Raw genomic sequence first — 18,917 nt, forward strand, 5'->3', positions numbered from 1 at the left:
TTCGCGGAACAAAGGGCTTCAGAAACGGGAAGAGATATGCGCAGACTGAGGGGTGACCCGTGCCTGTTCGAGAATGTTCTGATCTCGGCTGTGCCGAGATTTTTGAAACCTCGAGCGCGGTAGGAACTCTGCGGATTTCGAGGCCACGGCCAAGCCGTGGCAAAAACATTCTCCCAAAGTAGTGATGCCGACGCGGTGAGGTTCACCGGCCGGCATCAGCTCGCCGAAGGCGAAGAATCTTCTCAGCCTCAAGGCTTCACCAGTTCGCCTGCCATCGCGGTGAAGCCGTCGGGATTGGTGAAGGCAACTTCATGGGGGCGATCCGGGGGATAGGCAATCGCGGCGCACCCCACTTCGCCTTTTTTGTTCACCGCAATGAATTTGTCGTAGAAATCGATTTTGATCCCGAGTTTTTTGTTGATCCCGATGATGCGCTTGCAGGCCTCGACACACGCGGCCGTGGGGCTGAGCCCCTGGCGCATCAGCGCGACGATGTAAAAACTGCCGCAGGTGCGGATTACTTCCTCACCACGGCCGGTGGCGCCCGCCGCGCCGACTTCGTTGTCAACATACAGGCCCGCGCCGATGATCGGCGAATCGCCCACCCGGCCGGAGATTTTGTACGCCAGCCCGCTGGTGGTGGTGATGCCGGCAATGTTGCCCTTCTCATCGACGCCGAGCACATTGATCGTGCCATGGACGCGCCCGCTGCGATCCCTGTAGATGCCGTCGGCAGGGGGGAGCCAGTCGTCCTGGTCGCTGTGATTCTCCTTCCATTTCAGCCAGATCAGCCGCGCTTTTTCCGTCAGCAAGTTTTCCACCTGAAAACCGTGCATGATCGCAAAACGCTGCGCACCGGCTCCGACCAGCATCATGTGATCGGTGCGCTCCATCACCAGACGCGCCACGCTGCTCGGCGTTTTGATGCCCTCCAGTGCGGCCACGCAGCCGGCCTTGTAGCTCGGGCCATACATGCAGGAGGCATCGAGTTGCACCACGCCGTCTTCATTGGGAAGGCCGCCATAGCCCACGCTGGCATCCTCGGGATCGAGTTCGGTGACATTCGCGGCTTTCTCGACAGCATCAAGCACGTTGCCACCCTGGCTGAGGATTTCCCAGCCCGGGCCGTTGGTTTTGCGGCCCCATTCTTCACCGCGACTGCAAATCAGCACCGGCAGCTTGCCGCCGGGCTGCGCGCGTCTTCGGGTTTTGCTCGTGACGATCGCGGGGAAACCCGCCACGGTTGCGCATGCCGCGCCCAAACCGGTGGCGGCTTTCAGGAATCCCCGTCGCGACAGCTTGGTGCTCATTTTCTCCTCCTCGTTACTGGTTGCTTTTCGTTGTCACTCCGCCATCTTTTCGAATTGACCTGTTTGCGCCATCAGGGCTTCAATTTCAGCCACGCTGCGCGGTGCGCCGGCGGAGAGATTCTCATAGCCGGTTTCCGTCACCAGAATGTCATCCTCGATGCGCACGCCCAGGTTGGCGTAGCGCTCTGGCAGGCCGTGTTTCTTCGCGGTGGCGGCAGAAATGTAGATGCCAGGCTCGATGGTGAAAACCGTCCCGGCCTGCAGCGGGCCGTAGGTGCCAGCGTCGTGTACGTCCAGGCCGAGGTAGTGGCTCAGGCCATGCGGAAAGAAATCGCGGTAGGTCCCGGCGCGCACGTTCTCTTCGACTGTGCCTTTGAGGATGTCGAGTTTGATCAAGCCCTCCACGATCACGCGCACGGCAGCGGCGCGCAGATCCTGGAAGCCCACTCCGGGCTTGACCAGTGCCACGGCCGCCTCCTGCGCGGCCAGCACGATATTGTAGATGGCGGCCTGCTCCCGGGAGAATTTCCCACTGATCGGAATCGTGCGCGTCACGTCCGCGGTGTACATGCCGTATTCCGCGCCGATATCGATCACCACCAGGTCGCCCGGCTGCGTTTGGCGGTCGCCGGCACGATAATGCAAAATGCAGGAATTGGGGCCCGAACCGACGATGGAGGGGAAGCCCAGACGCGGGCTGCCGTTTTTGGTGAAGACATACTCGAGCATGGCCTGCAGTTCATACTCGCGCATGCCGGTCTGCGCCGAGGCCATGACCGTGCGCTGCGCCTCGCAGGTGATGGCAATGGCGCGGCGCAGCAGTGCGATCTCCGCCGGTGACTTGACCTCGCGCAGGCGGTTCAGAATTTTGCCGGGATGCTCGAGCTTCACGCCCAACAACGCCTCCAGTGCGCTGCGCGTGGAATCGGATGCCGGCGAGGCAGGGTGATATGATTCCGGGCGGCCGGTCTCCAAATACAAGGTATCGGCAGCCGCCAGGGCGGCACGGTAAATTCGGTCAAACGCTTCCGTGGGCAGAACGACGGCGAATCCCAGCTCACTTTGCGCGCCCGCCACGCCCAGGCGTGGGCCCTCCCACATTTCCGCATGAGGATTGCGTGGCCGCACAAACAGGATTTCCCTCGCCGGCTGGGTGTGCCCTGGGACCGTGAGGCCGGCCGGCACCAGCAGCAGTTTCGCCTCCGGCTCCGGGCAGCCGGTGAGGTAGTAGAAATTGCTGTCCTGACGGTAGGCATGCTCGACATCGCCGTTGCGCATGGTCACCTCAGCCGCCTTGAACAGGGCAACGCTCCTGCTGCTGAGATGGCGCAGGAAGGCGGCGCGGTGCGCCTGCCAGTCCCGTGGCGTTTGCGCCCGCAGCGAAGATGAAAAGAGAAGAATTGCAAGAAGTACTGCAGTGGGCCGACGTTTCATGGATGCAATCCTCTGAGATTAAATTTGCGTCCGATTCTCCTGCTTGCCTCCGGAAATGCCGCTGCGCAAGCATTTCCCGGGCGGGCTCGCCGGTGGTCTGCGCGACCGTGTTCATGCTGACGGTGTCTGCTCACGGCACCGCCGGTCCGCTGGTGGCGCCTTTCACATATTTTTCAAACCACTCGAGGTTGCGCTTGATGGAAAAGAGCTGATGGTTGACCTCGCGAAAGCCGTGCGCTTCGCGCGGATAGATGTCGAACTCCACCGTCTTGCCCAGCATCTTGAGCGCGGTGTAAATTTCCCGGCCCTGCGAGATCGGCACGCGATCATCCCGGTCACCATGCGAGATGAGCAAAGCCGTTTTCGACTTTTGCACGTGCGCCATGGGCGAGGCCAGCCACGCCTTTTCCATGTTCTCCCACACCGACAGATTCCAATGCACCATCGAATTTTCATGGGGAATGTCGGAGGTGCCCGTGAAGGAAATCCAGTTGGCAATGCCCGCGCCCATGGAGGCGGCCCTGAAATGCTCGCTGTAGCGCGTCGCGGCCAGCGCGGAGAAATAGCCACCGTAGGAAAAACCGCCGATGCCGACGCGGCTCAAATCAATCAACCCCTGGCGCTCGAGATGCGCCAGACCATCAAGCACGTCTTCGAATTCGCGGCCGCCGAGGTCCTTGTGGTCCGCTTTGGCATAAGCCACGCCACGCCCGGTGCTGCCGCGATAGTTCGGGCTGAACACCACGAATCCGTTGGCCGCCAGCAGCTCGCCCCATTGCACATAGTTGGTGCTCCAGCCGTCCAAGTAGGCGCTTTCCGGACCGCCGTGAATCTGCACGATGCAGGGATAGCGCTTGCCCTTCTCGTAGTTCAACGGCAGCATCAGCAGGCCGGTGATTTCCAAACCGTCGCGCGCGCTCCAGGAAATTTCTTCGCTACCGGCGAGTTGCACACCGGCCAATTCGGGATTGCTGTTGCTCAAGCGCGTGAGCTTGCCGGTGGCCAGGCTGCCGCTGAAAGCCTCATTGGGGTGAAGATCGGTATTGGCCACCAGTGCGAACGTTTTGCCGTCCTTCGCCAGCGAGGCCGAACTGAAGGTGAAGCCGCTGCTGATCACTGCCGTCATTTTGCCGCCCTGCGCCGGCATGGTTTTCAACACCGTGTGGCTGCGCTCGACCGCGGTGAAAGCCAGCGTCGTGGCGTTGATCCATTCGACCCAGGTTACCGTGCCCTCATAGTTTTCGGTGAGGTTCGTCGCGGCGCCACCGGTGGCGGCGACGACAAAGATGCTGCCGTTGGTGGGATCGCTTTCATCAACGCCTGCCAGAAAGGCAAGGTGCCGGCCGTCCGGCGACCAGGACATGTGGCCGAGTTTGCCCCTGGTTTCGGTGAGCAGTTTGAGCTCGCCCCCGCTGCGGCTGACGGTGTAGAGCTTCTTGAACATGTAGGAGTCATCGGTTTTGGGGGTGGCACTCGCTTGCACGACCAGCCGGCCGGCATCCGGCGACCAGGCAAAACTCCACACCGCGATTTCGCCGGTCAGCGCTTTGGCCTCGCCGCCCGCCACCGCCTGCACATACAGGCGGGGAAATTTGAACTGCTGGTCGACGGTGCGAACGTCCCTGCCAATCTTCGCATTTTGCTTGTCGCCGGCAGTCTCGGGATCGGTCATGAGGTAGGCGAGCCACTGGCCGTCAGGCGAGAGAAGAAAGGAGGTGATGTCATTGGCCGCGCTGGCCACCAGGCGGGCTTCGCCGCCATCGAGCGCGATGCGATAAATCGCGTTGCGCTCACTCTGTTCCTCGCGTTGCGCGGTGAAGTAGATCCACCCGCCATCCGGCGACCACTGCGGCGAGCTGACGCCCTGCGGCTTATAGGTGTACTGTCGTGCCGCACCACCGGCGGCGGGAACGACAAACAACTCGCTGTAGCGGCCGCCTTTTTCCTCCTCCAGGCCGCGTGCGGAGGTGAGCACATAGGCGACATTTTTGCCGGACGGATCGATCTCCGCGGCGCTCACGATCTTGAGATTCACCACCATCTCCGGTGTCAGGCGGTTTTGCGCCAGCAGGCTCACAGCAGCCAGCAAGAGCAAGATTGCCATGGCACTCATTCTGTTGCGTACCAACATGGCCCTTCTCCTTGCATTGAACATGAGTTTTTCCTGAAAATGCCAACAGGAATTCCGGGATTGTTCAACGGCAGCGCTTCCCGCATCGCTTGCGCAACAGCGGCTGCCGCAGTTTCACGCATGTGGAGTGGCAGGAGGGCTCCTCGTCACTCCCGGCGGTAAATCCTGCCGTCTTTCATCACCAAAATCACTTCCCGCAGCTTGCGAACATCGCCCAGGGGATCCCCTCGGACAGCAATGAGGTCGGCGAGTTTGCCGGGCGACAATTCCCCGATTTGCTCCGCCATGCCGAGCAGCCTGGCGGCATTGATGGTCGCGGCTTGCAGCGCCGCTGCCGGGGACATGCCATACTGCACCATGAGTTCGATTTCCCTGGCATTCCCGCCGTGCGCAAACACGCCCACATCGCTGCCGCAGACGATGGTCACACCGAGTTGCAACGCCCGCTGGAACATCGCCTTTTGCCCGGCGACGCGGCGCTGCCGCTCCTCCCGTTCAGGCGGCGCGGCATAGCCGGCAATCGCCTCCACCGCCGCCAAAGTCGGACAAAGGGCGACCTGGTGTTCGCGCATCAGCTTCAAGCTCTCTTCGTCGGCCTGGCTGCCGTGTTCGATGCTTTTCACGCCGGCGAGCACGGCGCGGCGGATGCCTTCCGGGGTGTTGGCGTGCGCGGCCACGGCATGTCCCGTTGCCGCGGCCTCTTCGACTGCCGCCCGCAATTCTTCGCGCGTGAAGGTGGGCGCGTTCACGCCGCCGTGGGGATAATCGGCGTAGACCTTGATCCAGTCCGCGCCGTGCCCGATTTGGCGGCGCACCACGCGCCGCACGCCGTCAACGCCATCGGCGATTTCCGCGCCCTGCGGCACTTCCCAGCGCGGATCGAATCCCGCCGGACCATAACCGCCGGTGATGACGATCGCCGCGGTGGCCACCAGCAGGCGCGGGCCGGGAATGAGGCCCTGGTTGATGGCATCCCGGATGCCGAGATCGGCGTATGCCGCACCTTCGGTGCCGAGATCGCGCAGGGTGGTGAATCCCGCCAGCAGCGTTTTTTCCGCGTGCACCACGGCGCGCACGGTGCGCAGGCTGAGGGATTCTTTGAGCACTTGATCATTCCACGAGGTCTCGTTGTAGGGGTGAAGGAAAAGATGGCTGTGGGCGTCGATCAAGCCGGGCAGGAGCGTGGCCTCCCCGAGATCGAGGCGCTTGCAGTTGGCCGGCAGCGCCGCCGTTTGCTCCTGCACCGCGAGAATGCGATTACCCTGCACCAGCACCACGCGCTGCGGCAGCAGTTTGCCGTTGTGCGCATCGAACAGGCGCGCGGCACTGAGCGCCAGCACCGGCGCTGCCTCTTGTGCCGTGATGACTGCGGCGTTCAGACACAAAAGCAAAACGATGATTGAAAAACGCATGACGGCCCCTTTGGGAATAATCAACCCGCTTCAGAAACGCGTGATCAGCGTCAGCTCCACGCCCTCCAGCTCGGGCTTGATGACACACACGCCACCGACGCAGATTTTGCCCTTGCGCCGCGAGCCGGCAACCAGCGACAGATCGCAGTTCTTCCAGAAATTCACATCGAGTTGCAGCGCCAGCCAGAGCCTGCGACGCAAATCCTGCTCGGTGGTGCGCTCACCGAGCAGGGCGATCGCCCAGTCGGGCGCATGACTCAGGCCGAGCGTCACCGCCTGGCTGTAAAATTGCTGATCGTTCAACAGCCGGCGCGTGTGCTGATGCTCGACTACCGCCTTCAGGGCGTGGAAATCCGAAACCGCGATGGTGGCGCTGCCGGCGAGATTGAGATGGCGCGCCGCGGCGTCCTGCTGGCGGCCGGCCGCGCCGAACAATTCCCAGGCGGAGGGCGTGTGCCACTCGAACTGGCCGTAGAATTCCTCATACAGTCGCTCGCGCCGGTGATTTGCGGTCCGGCTGTAGTGCGCGGTGAGCACACCATCCATGATCACCGGCCACGCCGCTTCGACGGCATACCCGGTCTCGTCATTGGCGTTTTGCACGAGCTGATGGCGGTTGAGCAGGGTGTAGAGATGCTCGCGCGCGACCAGCGGGGGATTGTTGAAATAGGCGCCCTCGAATTGCTCGAAGCGATCATAGTCCTTGTATTCCGCGGTCAGGCTGAGGGCGCCCAGCAGCGCGGTGGCGTTGAGATAAAGCGCCGCGCCCGGCTCGCTTTCGTTGCGATTGTCTTCCCGGGCGTATTCGAGATAAAAGCCGCCGCGCGCCAGATTGATTTCGGAAAACAGCGAGCCCCAGCTCACGCGCCGCCCGTTTGCGGGCCGGGTGGTGACACCCGTCATGCCGACATGCACCTGCGGCAGTGGTTTCAGACGGCATTCCCCGGCATGAAAAAGTTTCTGCCGTTCATTCTCGCGATTGATCGGCTGGCCGGTGAGCAGGGTGAGGTCGAAGTTTTTGCGGCGCCAGGCAAGCGTGAGGCCATCCAGACGGGTGTCGTAGCGCAATTGCCGGTTCTCGAAGAAGCGCAGCGTCAGGCCGCGGCCCAGCAGGGCATAATTGTGGCCGGCGCGGATGGTCAACGTGCCGCTGTCATACTCCAAAAAACGCTGGCCGAATTCGGCGCGGCGGATGGATTGATCAGGTGCGTAGATTTGCGGCGCATTGTGCATTTCCAGCCGCAGCCCCAGGCGAAACCGGCGATAGCGCAGGTTGCCTTCCATCCAATTCTCAAAGAAATCGCGGCGGCCGCGCGATTGCAGCCTGACATCAGCGCTGGCATTGCGGGCATATTCAAGCTGATTGTTGCCGGAAATTTCAAGCTGCGCCCGCGCCGCCGCTGCGGGCAGGAGGGAGAGCAGAATCAGGCAGGTGATGATCAAATGCACGGTTCACTCCGCTGGCAGCAGCCGGGCAATCCGTTCCGCCAGTTTTTTTTCGTCACCTTTGCGGTAGCCGGTGTGGGTGGAGACGATTTCGCCGTTCTTGTCGAGCAGCACCGACAGCGGCGGATTCGTGCCCTGATAAAGCTTGAACACCTTGTTGTCGGTGTCCAGCAGGAAATGAAACGGGTAGCGATTGCTGTGCACGAAGCTTTTGACCTTGCCGACGGTTTTGGGATCATCGATCGCAATGGCGAGGATCGTCAGTCCGCGGCCGGCGTATTGTTCGTGAATTTCCTTCAGCTTTCTCATCTCGGCGTGACAGGGCACGCACCAGGTTGCCCAAAAATTGATCAGGATCGGCCCCTTGCCGAGATGCTCGGAGAGCTTGTAGTTGCCGCCGGCGAGGTCCGGCAAGACAAAATCAGGGCCGCGTTCGGGCCGCGCCAAGCCGAGCAGCGCCAGGCTGAACACCATGATGATTCGTGCGGGCTTCATGGAAATCCTTATCTCCAAATTTGTTCGTGGTTCAATCCGCAGCGGACCACAGCGCCTGCAACACCTCGCCGGTCACACTGTTTTGCACAAAAGCCACCACCTGCAACACACCGGTCCATTCTGTCTTTCGTGCAAACGCGAAGGCGAAGACCGCACTCGCGCCCGGCGCCAGGGCAACCACCCGGCCTTCGGCGTTGGGATAAAACGCGCGCATCACGTCAAAGAAGCGCTTCTGGCCGTTGGAACCGGGCGCCACTGCAAAAGCAACCTCCCGTTCGATCAAAGCGAGATGCAAAACCGCGTTTTGGCCGGCCAGATCTGCGAGCGCTTCGACACGCACTTTGCCGTTGAGGGCGCGCGCGGATTGTTGCACCTCCGCGAAGTCCTCAAAATCCAGCAGCGCGACGGGCTGCCTGTCGCTGCGGCCGGCCAGTGCGCTGCGAAAACGGACTGCGAGATTGGAGGTGCCCGCCAGCCGCCGCACACCATCCACCACCACGAAAGGCAGTGGCGGCCGGTTGTAGAAACCATAGCGGCTGAGATTGTCCGCTGGTGCCGCGAGAAACATGGGGTCCTGCCGGCCGGGGAAATCGGGATGATAGGAGATCACTGCCGCTGAATCAACGCCCTTTTCGACCAGCACGGCCTCGATGATGCGATCAGCCTCCGGGCAGGGCGCGCAATCGGTGTTGGAGAAATGTTCGACCAACGTCAATGCCGGCCGCAGCACCAGAGTTGACTTAAGCTCGGTGGTTTGATTGGTGCGAATGCGAACTGATTGGCGCACCGGTTCATATCCGCCTTTATGCAGAGTCAGCTCATGATCGCCGCTGGCCAAACCGGCGATGGTCAAAGGCGTGCGGCCAAACGGCAGGCGGTTGACTCGCACGAGCGCGCCCGCCGGCGTGGAATTGATCTGCACTGTGCCGACGCTCGAGCTTTGCCGCAGTTCGAATTCCACGCGGGCTTCCCCGCCGGCGGTGATGTTGATGTTGTGGGAATCGGGAATCACGCTGTGCCCGGCAAGGAAGAGATGCACGACGTGCCGCCCCGGGGCCAAATCCGTGATCAACGCGGGCGCTTCTTTTCCGGTGTCGCGATAATCGATGAAAATTCGGCCGCGGCCCACGGACGCCTGCACCACCAAGCCCCCCGTACCCGGTTCGAGTGAAACCAGTTGGCCGTCTTTGGTGGTGCAGGCAAACAGGCCGCAGCACAGCAAAAATGCGAACCGCATTGTTTTTCTCATGCGCAGATTCAATTGGGCTGATTGCCGTGCCCGAAGCTCAATGCAACAGCACCATTTTGCGCGCCTCCTGCAGGTTGCCATGGCGCAGACGGTAGAAATAAACCCCGCTGCGCACCCGCTGGCCCCGGTCATCGCGGCCGTCCCAGGTCACTTGGTAGCGACCGCCGCCCTGTTCCTGCTCGACCAGTGTGCGCACGGTTTGGCCGAGCTGGCTGATCACCACCAGCGTCGCCAGCGCGCGGGCACCGGTGGGCAGGGTGTAAACGATGCGCGTCTCCGGATTGAAGGGATTGGGATAGTTCGCCGCCAGCTCAAAGTGGTAAACCTGCCCCGCTTCTCCGGGCGCCGCAACGCCGGTGGGAAGCGCCAGCCAGGCGGCAATCTTGTCGAACAACAATTTGCGATCTTGCGCGCCGTCAATGGTCTCAAAACCAAAAGTGGTGAAAACGACGCGCCCCGTGCCGTGCGTGCCGTAGTGCACCGCGCGTATGCCGGCGAAGGCCTGGGGCATTTGGAAAAAGTTGAAAATCGCGTGGCTGTAAGGTCCCGCCGGTGTGATTTGATTGGCGAATCTGTCCTGGTCGGGATTGACCGTGCTTGCACCCGTGCCGCCGGTGAGGAAAAGCAGCGGCAGGCTCTCCGAAATCGGATCACCGGCGATGCCTTCCACCACTGCCGGCGTGCCATTCCGTTGCACGTAGGCAGCATGCAAATACTTCGTGAGAAATTCCCGGCTGGCCGCGGAGTAATACCGACTCGTCGAATCGCCGAGTTGATAGGCGAGATCGAGACCGTTCAAATACAAGCGCCCGCCATGATCGAGATACGCCTTGAGCTGCTCCTGTTCCGCCGGCGTCAGCCCCGGCCGGGAGAGCGCGGTCATCCAGAAAATGCTCTGGAAGCTGTAGAGGTCGTCTCCCGCGGGCGGCAGCAGGCGGCTGGAGATGACGCCATACTTTTGGCCGGATTGTTCGAGGGGCGACATCATGAAAGATTCATAATTGCCCTCTTCATCATCAACGAGCAGCAGATCCAGGCCCAGAGTGGTGAAACGGAATTCCAACTGCTCCGCAGCCACATTCGCGGAGGAGAAGCGCAGTCGTGCGAGGCCCATGCCGTTGATGGCGTTGGCGTTGACATTCACCGTCAGCGTGGCAGACTGCCCGGCTGCCAGCGTCAGGGCATCGGACTGGCCGGGAGCGAAGGTGCCATTGGGGCTGGTGAAGGAGGCCGCCCAGCCGGTCGGTCCGGCAAATTCGAGGTTGAGAGTGTAGGTGTCGGGGAGTAGGCCGCTGTTGGTCAACGTCGCCGGGAAACTGGCCGGCGCGCTGCTGGGGCCCAGCGCCTCTTTGGTGTTGGCGGCAAATTGCGCCTCGTAATCCGACAGCAGCGGCCAGCGTTGCGCCTGTTGAATTTCACTGTTGGCGGCGAGCGAGGAGCCAACCTTGTAGACTTTCACCACCACGGTGCATTTCTCCGGGACGATGGCCGGGGTGCCGCCAGGCACGGTGTACTCCAGGGTTTGGGAAAGCGTTTGATTTTGCATCCACGTGCCATTGACGAGTTGCTGGCCGAGCGCGCCGTTCATCATCGCGCGCACGGTCCACTCATGCACGTAATTCGGCAGGCTGGTGCGGCCCGGCGTGCAGGTGTTGTTGGAAGTCTGGGGATAAACCTGCCCGTCTTCGACGAGAATGGCGTTCCAGCGGTACTCGCCGTTCAAGTTTTGCAGTGCGGTGAAATCGACGGTGGCGGTGAATTTGCGCGTGGTGCGGTCGTATTTTCGCTTCATCGTCATGCCCACCGTCGCGGGGATTGCCGCACGGTTGCTGATTTGCTGCAGCCAAATATTGCGGTTGATGATGCCGGTGACGCGATCGACAATGCCGGTGGGGTAGGCGTTGAAGCCGAGGGCGTTGATGATAGAATTGCCGCTGAAGTTGGCAAAGGGATCGCCCGCACCGGTGGGACCGTGATAGGCCAGCACAATGGTGTTGGGATGGCTGGCCAGGATGCTGTGCACGACATCGTCACCACACGGGCACCACTGGCACCAGGTGCCGGTGCAAAACTCGAGCACCGGGTTGCGTTGCGTCTGGCCGAGCAGCAGCGTGGGAACCCCGGACGCAAACAGCAGGGCGGCAAGGAACGCCGCCGCTGCGGCGGAAAAAGGAAACCGCGTGATGCGTTTCATAAAGCCCCTCCACTGGAATATTAGGAGTGAGTGCAACAGCCGCCGAAATGACCGGACGGTACGAGGTTACTGCAGCAACAGCATGACACGCGTTTGCCGGAATGCCCCAACGCGCAATTGGTAGAAGTAGAGTCCGCGCGGCAGAACCCGGCCGTTGTGATCGCGTCCCTGCCACGTGATTTCACGGCGTCCCGGGGCGGTCATCCCCAGGTTCAGGCGCGCCACTTCGCGGCCGAGCAGGTTGTAGACGAGCAACTCCACCGGCAGCGGCCGGCCCCCGCCAATTTCAAAGGGAATCGTCGTGGCCGTGGTGAAAGGATTGGGAAAGTTCGCCAGCAATCTGAAGTCTGCCGGGCTGCCGGGCGGCAGGTCGGTGACGACCGCCGGCTGCGTGCTGGCAGTGAAGGTCAACTCGACGAACTCGGCGGTATTCTTGATGTTTTCCACGCGAATCGGCACGGCCGCAGTGCCGGCCTGTGCGGGATCGGTGTTGAAGTTCAAATGAAATTCCGAGGTTTCCCCCGGCGCCAGTGCCGGAATGCCGAGCGCAGTATCGGGGATGGTGTAAAAATTCAGGAACGGCGGAAAACACAAATCTCCGCTGCACAGCGAAGTGCTCCAGCCCGGCGGCAGGTTGTTTGGCATGCGGACCACGCGAATCTGCAGGTCCTGCACGCCGAGGTTTTTGATGTGGCCATCGAGGATGATCAAATCCCCGGGATTGCCGCGGCGGGCCAGCGTGTCAGCGGTGAAGGAAAAGCTTTGCGGCAGCGCCGTGACCGGCAACCATCCCAGCGCTGCCGCCAACAACGGGAAGAATTTTTTCATGTCATGCCTCCTCAACAGCATGCGCCAACAGCATGCGCCTGCGCGCGGCGGGCAACCCCCAGCACCCCGGCCTCACGGCGTGGTTTTGCCTTCCACGCGGTAGTTGAACTCGAATGACAGGCTGTTGCTCCAATCTTCATCGAGAATGGTTTTATAACGGGTGCCGTCGCTGGGGCCCACCGGCTTGCCGTAGGAATAGAACCAGTTCACCACCGGTGTGCCGCTGAAGCCCAGGGCGATCCAATAGCGGCCGGGCGCCAGCTTCACGTTTTTCTGCGTAAAGTCGAAAGACTGCCAGTAGTAACCCGGCCGGTTGGAGAGATCCGTCATCGCCAGCAGCGGGCTGGTGGCAATGTTCTCGCCGGGCTTGGAATTGTGATCCTTCAAAATTTCCACCCACAGGAAGCCTTCGCCGCCAAACTTCTGCAGCGCCAGCGCGACCTTTTCCAAACTCAGGGGACGATCGAGCACGAACATCTGGGCATATTGCGCCGAACGCGTCACATATTCCGCGGTTTCCACCAGAAAGTTCTTGCGCAGCTCCTGCGCGCCGCCGGCACCGGTCGCCACTTCGCGGGTGAATGCGAAATTCACGCCCTCGGGAAATTCAAGATTGCCGAATACAAAGGGCTTGGTGTAGGTGGCTTTGGCGGGATCGGCGGGCGCCGGCTTGGGGGGCGGCGGCGGGGGAGCGGGCGCCGCGACATAGGGCACGAATGTCGCTTTGACCTCCGGAGAGAGCAGCAAGTTCTTGGGGCCATAGCTCTGGCGTTTCGCTGTGATCATCGTCTTGTCTTCGGGGAATTCGGCGTTGATGGTTTCTTCGAATTCCGGTTGCGCCTTGGCGCCGCGCGCCACGGTCCAGCGCACCAGACCGTCCTGCGTAGTCTCCTCATTGTCCAGGCCGACTTCGATGCGCACGTAGCGGTTGCTGGTGAAAAGCTGGCTCTGCTGCGGATCGAACGGCACCCAGCCGAGATCGGGAAAATAGACATCGATCCAGGAATGGCGGCCCTGTGCCATGCCCAGCGTCAGGCGGCCCCCGCCGGTGGCGGCATCATAGGAACGGTTGAGCGTGACGCCATTGACGATGCGCACCGGGATGCCCACCGCACGCAGCAATGCCGCCGCCAGATGCGAATAGTTTTGACAATTGCCCTTGCCGGTGTTGAAAGAGTAAAGCGCGTCGTAACTCGGCGGCGTCAGGACATAATCGACATGGTCAACGACCCAGGAGAGAATGCGCTGCACGGCATCGAATTCGGTGGTCACCCCGCGGGTCAGCTCTTTGGCTTTTGCCGCAATCAAGGGATTGTCCGCCGCCACTTGTTTGGTGGGTTTGAGATAAACCGCCTCCGATCCGGTGTGCGGATCCGGCGGAAAAGGCGCGCTGGTGTTGATCGTGCCGAGCTTCACCCAGTTGGCGGCAGTGAGCGAAACCGTGGCGACGATGGCGGTGGCGGGCTGCCGCCAGGTGGCGGTGACGACCTTGTTGCCGCGGGCATCGAGCTTCTCGTCGCGTGCATCGGGCGGCGGATGGAATTGCAGGTTGAGATTCGAAATCTCCTGATTGTAGGTCGGCGAGGTGAAGGAGGCGGGAAGCACGGTGCTGATGATGAGCAGATTGATCCCGGGGGCGGGCACCAGCCGCTGTGACAGTGTGTAGTTGATGCGTGAGGTCTGGCTGCCGCTCAGGGTGTAGTTTTCTTTGCCGGTCAGTGAGGTGCTGAGTGCCAACGCCAGCAATGTGAGCCAAGCTCGTCCGCGCGGCATGATGATACTCTCCTGAAAAGTTCAACTGTTGCAGTCGTTTTCGAGTCTTGCGGGCACCGCCGGCCTGCCGTGGCATTCAGGCCCTGGTTGCCTGCCGGCGCAGTTTGGGCCCCTGCGGCGTGTCTTCGATCTCCCAGCCTGCCGCCTTGATTTGCTCACGCAGGGCGTCGGCATCCTGCCAGCGCTTTTCCTGGCGGGCCAGCTGCCGCTGCTCGAGCAGTCGCAGGATGTCTTGCGGGATGGTTTCCTGCTTCGGCTGCCACTCGGCCAGGCGCAGCCCCAGCACACGGTCGAAATCGAACAGCGTCGCTTTTTTGACGGCCGCCGGCCGCTCGCTCTTGACCAATTCCCAGACCACGGCGAGCGCGCGCGGCATGTTCAGGTCATCATTGACCTGTTCGAGGAAGCGGCGGTGATAGTTTTCATCGATGCTGCCGGGCGCTCCCCAGTCGGACATCGTGGTGCGCAGCCGCTGCAGGGCGGTGGCGGCGGCCTCGAGGCTCTCCCAGGTAAAATTCAGCTTGGTGCGGTAATGCGCGCCCAGGCACAACATGCGATAGGCGAGGGGATCGTAGCCGCGATCGATCAGCGTTTGCACACGCAGGAATTCACCGGCAGATTTGGCCATTTTGGCGTCATCGACCTGCAGGAAATAGCCGTGCATCCAAAAGTTGGCCAGCCGGGTGCCATGGCAGGCCTGGGTCTGTGCAATCTCGTTGGTGTGATGCACCGGAATGTGATCTTCGCCGCCGCAGTGAATGTCGAAAAACGGGCCGAGATATTTTTCCGACATCGCCGAGCATTCGATGTGCCAGCCCGGAAAGCCAACCCCCCAGGGGCTGTCCCATTCCATTTGACGCTTTTGCCCCGGCGGGCTGAACTTCCACAGGGCAAAATCGGTGGGATGGCGTTTTTCGCCGACTTCGACGCGGCTGCCGGCTTGCAGCCCGGCAATATCCAACCGGGCGAGATAGCCGTAATCCGGCAGCTTCGAGGTGTCGAAATAGATGCCATCGGAGGTGCGGTAGGTGAAGCCTTTGGCCTCGATGCAGCGGATGGCCTCGATTTGTTCGCGAATGTGATCGGTGGCGCGGCACCAGATGGTGGGCGGCAGAATGTTGAGCTGCCGCAGGTCTTCCTGGAAGGCGCGGGTGTATTCCTCCGCGATTTGCCAGGCGGTTTTGCCGGTGCGGCGGGCGCCTTTTTCCATCTTGTCTTCGCCGGTGTCGGCATCGGAAACGAGATGGCCGACGTCGGTGATGTTCATCACGTGTTTGACTTGATAGCCGTTGTATTCCAGCACGCGGCGCAGAATGTCTTCGAACAGGTAGGTGCGCAGATTGCCGAGATGGGCATAGTCGTAAACCGTCGGGCCGCAGGTGTACATGCCCACCTGCTTCTCATGGAGCGGTTTGAATTCACGCATTTCGCGGGTGTAGGTGTCAAACAGACGCAGGGTCATGGCTTGTCGCACGACGGGATGATTGAATGATCGTCATCGCTTCGAATTTGATTGGGGCATTGGCGGTGGCGGCACGTTACGCGGCGGGGCACGCCGGGCTGTGCCCGCTTTTAGTGCGGGTTTCGTGCCTCATGTGATCCTCCTGCACCCATTCCAGAATTGGACGAGGAGCCGGCTCAAAACCCATATTTCGCACGGCGCAGTTCGAAGGCGCGCTGCCCGCCCTCCAGCACCTGCTCGACCAGCAGTTTCACCGATTCCCGATCGATCGCGCCGACATTGCCCTCGCGAATAACGGCGGAGTTGGACTTGCCCTCCCCGCCTGTCTCCAGGGCGATGATCAACTCCGCATCGCCCAGCACCGGGATGTTGGCGTTGTGCGTCGCGAACAGGAACTGACGCCGCCGTTTCTCCTGCCGCAAGGTTGGGATGATGGTGTCGGCAATGAAGCGATTGTCCAGGTCATCCTCGGGTTGATCGATGACCAGCGGCGTGCGACTTTCGGGAAACAACAGCAGCAAAATCGCGGTGGCTTTCTGGCCGGTGGAGAGATCGGGCATGCGGCGCCAGCGCGGCGTTTCGTGCGGCGCCGCCACGTTCAGTTCAATGGTGACGCGATCGGGCAGATCGAGCTCCTCGAGTTCGAGCATGGTGGCGGCATCGAGATGGGCCAGCACCTCGGCCTGCCGGTCCGTCAACTGGTAGCGTGCCTGCAGCGCCGCTTTGCCGGCGCGCAGGTGCTTCAGGAAATCCGCCTGGGAAAAACCGGGGGTGGCAGCCAGACGCTCGAAGAAATCCTCCTGCAGGCGTTTGCGCAGGCTGCGTAGCTTGTCGAACAGCGGCGTGAAATCCGCTGCGGGCTCCAGCGTGACCCGCAGCCGGCCGTGCAGCAGCCGGTTCACGCGGCCGGCGGCCTTTTGATCAAGTGCAAAAAGTTTCTTGCGCCCCGCTTGCCGGCGTTGCAGCAGTTGTTGTCGCTTCTTTTCGAGCTGCTGGCAGCGCTGCCGCAACTGGGCGTGTTTGAAACGCAGCGGCTCCAGCCGTTCGATCTCCTGGCGCAGCCGCAGGAAGGCCGCGCCGTCGATCTCCTCCCTCTGCAAATCCATCAGCGTGCGCTCGTACTCCTTCTGGCGTGCCTGCCGGCGGTTTTGCCACCTTTCCATGATCACCAGCAGCTCGCTTTGCGTGCGGCCCAGGGCAGCCGCCAGGTCCGAAAGCGTGGCGGCCAGTTCCTGTTCGAGATTTTGCAGCGCGGTTTGGGCCTGGGCGATGAGATCGCCATTGGGCAGCACCGGCCCGGCCGGCAGGGAAACGGGCTCGACTTCCAGACGCTTGCGGGCCTGCTCGATGACGCGCTGCAGGGCTTGCAGATGCTCGCGGCTGCTGAGCAGTATTTGCTCCTCGCGGGTCAGCAGGGCCTGTTCGCGCAGCTTCGCCTCGATGCCTTTGTTTTCAAACAGCCGCAGCTTTTCCTGCAGCACCGGCAGGTGGGCGAGTTTTTCCGCGATTTCGTGCAATTCCGCCTGCGCCGCCAGCAACTGCTTGCGATTGGCCTCCAGGAGCTGGTTGCATTCGCGGCGGCCGGCCTCCAGCGTCGCCGCGGTTTCGGCGCGGTACCGGACGAGCAATTGTGCCTGCTTGTTGGTGTCGCGCGCAATCTCGGCGATTTCATGCTGGCCGAAAATGGCAATGCCGGGCACGATGTCGAAAACTTGCAGGCGGCGGCGCTGGCCGGTTTCATCATAAATCGCCGGCTCGCCGGGATAAAGCCGTTCGATCAGATAATAGCTCGGCGAAGGCTGATTGCTGCGCACCAGCAGCGAAATCTTCGTGCCGCTCTTGACCACCTCTGCCAGAATGCTTTCATGCATGCGGCGCGCCTGCTCGCCCAGCGGCGGTTGATCGAGCACGTAGCGCAGGCTTTCGATCACTGTGGACTTGCCGGTGCCGCGGCCGCCGATCAGGCAGTTGAGATTTTCGTTGAAATGGATCGCGCAGCCGTGCAGGAAGCTCGCCTCGCCCTCCCAGGTCATGGCCACCAGCTCGACATGCGGACTGCGGTGTGCCGGCCGCGCCCCTTCCCGCGCACTTTCCGTCAGCAGCTCCAGCCGGGATTCCGGATCGAGAAAGGCCTGCCACAGCGCCTCGATGCCCGGGGTCGACATCTTGATGAGCGTGCTGCACGCGGGGTTTTCGATGTCTTTGAGGTTGTAGACATCCAGACAATTTACCAGGGCGAGCGGCCGCTCGCGGCGATAGTGATTCAACTGGCCTTCCACGATCTTGCGCTCGAAGGCGCGCAAATCGGCGCGCGCGCCGGCAATCTGTCCGGCGAGCAGATTGGGATCGGTGAAATACTGCACGCGCGTGGTCTTGGCGCATTCGAACAGCAGCCCGTTTTCGCGATCCATGTGGGCCGCGATGCAAATGCCGCGGCGGTCTTTCTGGATGATTTCCAGAATTTGCGGAAAGGACTTGGGCGATTGCCGGGGCGCCAGGCCGCGTCCGTTCACCCAGCGGTCTTTGGGAGGCAGGCCCAGCTCGGTCAGGAGATGATCGAGTTCCTCGACCGGCGCCTCGAGATCGAACAAACACAGCACATGCAGCCCTTCCGTGCTGGCCACTTCGAAGCCGGGAAAGACCACAATGCCCTCCTGGCGCAGCTCGCGGCGCACGATTTCGACATACGCCACGCTGTTGTGATCGCACAGGCCGATGGCATCGATGCCGGCTTTCTTGCAGCGCTGCGCCAGCGCCAGCGCAAAATCCCGCTGGAAGGGCTCGCTGTCCCTGCGATATTTGGAATCGAAACCCTTGAAGCAGTTTTGCATGGGCGTGTTCACCTGCAGCGCGCAACGATAATCCCGCGCGCCATTCGGTTGCGCGAGGGCGCGTGCCACGGCCTCGGGCCAGTGATGCGCCCAGGGCAATGTGAACTGTGTGCCGTTGCGTTCGCGCGGCCGCGTCAGAATAACTGTCGAGCTGGAAGGATGGTCGCTCATAAGACTCCGCATGGCTGCCCGCCCGCAGCCGAGGGGCGGCGCCCTTTCCAAAGTAATGACAGGTGACAATCCCTCGGTAACTGTGGAGTGGCACAGGCCTCTCTGCCTGCAGACAAAATATCTGCGCTGCCTCCCCACACGCAACTGGGGCATGACGCAAGGTGATTGCACACGCAGCGCT

At 61.8% G+C, this 18,917-nt stretch carries 12 protein-coding genes; all 12 read right to left on the bottom strand.

What is annotated here, in order from left to right:
- Positions 1-248: 248 nt before the first annotated feature.
- A complete protein-coding gene (locus ONB52_02825; protein ID MDZ7415077.1) occupies positions 249-1,310 on the bottom strand; it encodes a N(4)-(beta-N-acetylglucosaminyl)-L-asparaginase in 1,062 nt (353 codons plus the stop codon).
- 33 nt (positions 1,311-1,343) lie between these two features.
- Positions 1,344-2,744, bottom strand: coding sequence for an aminopeptidase P N-terminal domain-containing protein (locus ONB52_02830; protein ID MDZ7415078.1), 1,401 nt, complete (start codon positions 2,742-2,744; stop codon positions 1,344-1,346).
- A 130-nt stretch (positions 2,745-2,874) separates the two neighbouring features.
- Positions 2,875-4,875, bottom strand: a complete 2,001-nt coding sequence (locus ONB52_02835) for a S9 family peptidase (protein MDZ7415079.1) — start codon at positions 4,873-4,875, stop codon at positions 2,875-2,877.
- 146 nt (positions 4,876-5,021) lie between these two features.
- Positions 5,022-6,287 carry an amidohydrolase family protein gene (locus ONB52_02840; protein ID MDZ7415080.1) on the bottom strand — a complete coding sequence of 422 codons (1,266 nt, stop codon included), beginning with the start codon at positions 6,285-6,287 and terminating at the stop codon, positions 5,022-5,024.
- A 30-nt stretch (positions 6,288-6,317) separates the two neighbouring features.
- Complete coding sequence (locus ONB52_02845) at positions 6,318-7,736, bottom strand: DUF6029 family protein (GenBank protein MDZ7415081.1); 1,419 nt, start codon at positions 7,734-7,736, stop codon at positions 6,318-6,320.
- Positions 7,737-7,739: 3 nt separating this feature from the next.
- Positions 7,740-8,228 carry a TlpA family protein disulfide reductase gene (locus ONB52_02850; GenBank protein MDZ7415082.1) on the bottom strand — a complete coding sequence of 163 codons (489 nt, stop codon included), beginning with the start codon at positions 8,226-8,228 and terminating at the stop codon, positions 7,740-7,742.
- A gap of 31 nt (positions 8,229-8,259) precedes the next feature.
- Entirely contained in the window at positions 8,260-9,465 is a 1,206-nt protein-coding gene (locus tag ONB52_02855; protein ID MDZ7415083.1) for a PEGA domain-containing protein, read from the bottom strand.
- A 49-nt stretch (positions 9,466-9,514) separates the two neighbouring features.
- On the bottom strand, positions 9,515-11,671 hold the full coding sequence (locus tag ONB52_02860) for an Omp28-related outer membrane protein (protein MDZ7415084.1): 2,157 nt from the start codon (positions 11,669-11,671) through the stop codon (positions 9,515-9,517).
- 66 nt (positions 11,672-11,737) lie between these two features.
- Entirely contained in the window at positions 11,738-12,499 is a 762-nt protein-coding gene (locus ONB52_02865; protein MDZ7415085.1) for a hypothetical protein, read from the bottom strand.
- 72 nt (positions 12,500-12,571) lie between these two features.
- Positions 12,572-14,272: a hypothetical protein gene (locus ONB52_02870; GenBank protein ID MDZ7415086.1), complete on the bottom strand. Its 1,701-nt coding sequence runs from the start codon at positions 14,270-14,272 to the stop codon at positions 12,572-12,574.
- 76 nt (positions 14,273-14,348) lie between these two features.
- Positions 14,349-15,734 (bottom strand): cysteine--tRNA ligase, encoded by a 1,386-nt coding sequence (gene cysS, locus ONB52_02875; protein ID MDZ7415087.1) that lies wholly within the window; start codon positions 15,732-15,734, stop codon positions 14,349-14,351.
- Positions 15,735-15,910: 176 nt separating this feature from the next.
- Positions 15,911-18,736, bottom strand: a complete 2,826-nt coding sequence (locus tag ONB52_02880; protein ID MDZ7415088.1) for an AAA family ATPase — start codon at positions 18,734-18,736, stop codon at positions 15,911-15,913.
- Between the last annotated feature and the right edge of the window lie 181 nt (positions 18,737-18,917).

The sequence above is a fragment of the candidate division KSB1 bacterium genome, from assembly GCA_034506255.1.
GTDB lineage: Bacteria > Zhuqueibacterota > Zhuqueibacteria > Zhuqueibacterales > Zhuqueibacteraceae > Coneutiohabitans > Coneutiohabitans thermophilus.